Source organism: Streptomyces lacrimifluminis, assembly GCF_014646095.1.
Classification (GTDB): domain Bacteria; phylum Actinomycetota; class Actinomycetes; order Streptomycetales; family Streptomycetaceae; genus Streptomyces; species Streptomyces lacrimifluminis.
Genome location: NZ_BMMU01000096.1, coordinates 1 through 2,458 on the forward strand (window position 1 = coordinate 1; position 2,458 = coordinate 2,458).

Annotated in this window: 1 protein-coding gene; it reads right to left on the reverse strand. The window is 70.3% G+C overall.

Features of this window, described 5'->3' with window-relative positions; genetic code table 11:
• Nucleotides 1-2,458, reverse strand: a 2,458-nt coding sequence (locus tag IEY89_RS40030) for a type I polyketide synthase (protein ID WP_189152435.1), incomplete at both ends; no start/stop codon positions are given.

The following is a 2,458-nucleotide window of genomic DNA, read 5'->3' on the forward strand; positions in this document are numbered from 1 at the left end:
CGACCCATCCCCAACCGCTGCGCACCCTGCCCCGCAAACAAAAACGCCACCCCGCCACCGGAGTCTCCGGCGCTGCCCTGTATCAGGTCCGCGGTCTCCTCGCCGTTCGCGAGCGCGCGCAGCGAGTCGAGGAAGGCAACACGGTCGTCTGCGACGACGACCGCACGGTCCTCCACCGCCGCACGAGTGGTCGCGAGAGAGAACGCGATCTCGGCGAGGTTGAGCTCAGGATGTGCCTCGACATGGGCGAGCAGACGTGCAGCCTGGGCACGCAGCGCCTTCTGGCCGCGGCCCGAGAGCGCCCAGGGCACCACACCTGCCGCAGGGGACGAGGACTCCGCGGCCGGCTCAGCAGCATCGGCGGTCGGCGCCTGCTCGATGATCACGTGCGCGTTCGTACCGCTCACGCCGAACGAGGAGACTCCGGCCCGACGCGGGCGCCCGGTCTCGGGCCACGTCCGCTCGTCCATGAGTAGCGACACCCCGCCCGCATCCCAGTCGACGTGCCGGGACGGCTCGTCCACGTGGAGCGTCTTCGGCAGTACGCCGTGCTCCATCGCCATGACCATCTTGATCACGCCGCCGACGCCGGCCGCAGCCTGCGCATGCCCGATGTTGGACTTCAACGAGCCTAGCCACAGCGGGTGTTCAGGCTCGCGCTCTTGCCCGTACGTGGCGAGCAGCGCCTGCGCCTCGATCGGATCACCGAGCTTCGTGCCCGTACCGTGAGCCTCCACCGCATCCACCTCGGCCGCCGACAGACCGGCGTTCGCCAATGCCTGCCGGATGACGCGTTCCTGAGAGAGTCCGTTGGGGGCGGTCAGGCCGTTACTGGCGCCGTCCTGGTTGGTCGCCGTGCCTCGTACCAGAGCCAATACCTTGTGGCCGTTCCGCCGCGCGTCGGAGAGCCGCTCAAGCAGCAGGACGCCAACGCCCTCCGCCCAGCCTGTGCCGTCGGCGGTGTTGGAGAACGCCTTGCAGCGCCCGTCCGTCGCCAGCCCGCGCTGGCGGCTGAACTCCACGAAAGTGCCCGGCGAGGCCATGATCGTCACGCCGCCTGCGAGGGCCAGGGTGCACTCGCCGCTGCGCAGCGACTGAGCCGCCATGTGCAACGCGACCAGCGACGACGAACACGCCGTGTCTACCGTGACAGCCGGGCCCTCCAGGCCGAAGGTGTAGGCGACGCGGCCCGAGACCACGCTCGCGGCGGTGCCGGTCAGCAGATAGCCCTCGAAGCCCTCGGGGGCCTCACTCATGCGCGGTCCGTAGCTGTCCTGCGAGGCCACGCCGATGAAGACACCGGCCTGGTCGCCGCGTACGGAGGTGGGGTCGATGCCCGCGCGTTCGAATGCCTCCCAGGAGGTCTCCAGCAGCAGCCGCTGCTGCGGGTCCATCGCCTGGGCCTCACGCGGTGAGATTCCGAAGAACTCCGGGTCGAACTCCGCCGCGCCGTGCAGGAATCCACCCTCGCGTACATAGGACGTACCGGTCTGCTCGGGGTCGGCGTCGTAGAGGGCCTCCAGGTCCCAGTCGCGGTCGGCAGGGAAGGGCGAGACAGCGTCGCCGCCCGTGGACACCAGCTGCCACAGTTCTTCAGGGGTGCTCACGCCACCCGGATAGCGGCAGGCCGTCGACACGATCGCGATCGGGTCGTCGTCGGCGGGCAGCGCCGGGCGCACGGCCGGGACGGCGATGTCGCTGCCCGGAACGGCGCCGACCACTTCACCGTGGAGATAGCGTGCCAGGGCTTTGGGCGAAGGGTGGTTGAAGACGAGGGTCGCGGGCAACCGCAGGCCAGTGACCGTGTTGAGCCGGTTGCGCAGTTCGACCGCGGTCAGCGAGTCGAAGCCGATGTCCTTGAAGGGGCGGCTCGCGTGCACCGAGTCGGCGGACGCGTGGCCCAGCACGGCAGCGGCCTGCGCCTTGACGAGCTCCAGGAGTTCACGCTCGCACTCGGCCTCGCTGAGCCCGGCGAGCCGCTGGGCCAGGGGTGACGAGCCTCCGTTCGCGTCGTCGGCTTCACCGGACGTACCGGCCGAATTCCTCAGAGCATTCTGTACGTCGGGCAGGTCGCCGATCAGAGGGCTGGGCCGGGTGGCGGTGAGGGTGGGGGCGTACCGCTCCCAGTCCGCGTCCACCACGGTCAGGGCCGGCTCGCCACTGCCCACGGCCTCGGCCAAGGCAGTGAGCGCCAGCTCCGGATCCATGGGAAGCAGTCCGCGTCGGCGCAACTGGTCGCTGATCTCGCCGCCGGCGACACCCCCGGCGTTCCAGGGGCCCCAGGACAAGGAGGTGGAGGGGAGGCCGAGCTGCTTGCGCCGCTGGGCGATGGCGTCCAAGTGGGCATTGCCGGCCGCCAGGCTGCCCTGCCCGGCGCGGCCGAAGGTGCCGACGACGGAGGAGAAGAGAATGAAGGCGTCCAGGTCAAGGCCGCGGGTCAGCTCGTCCAGGACCATGG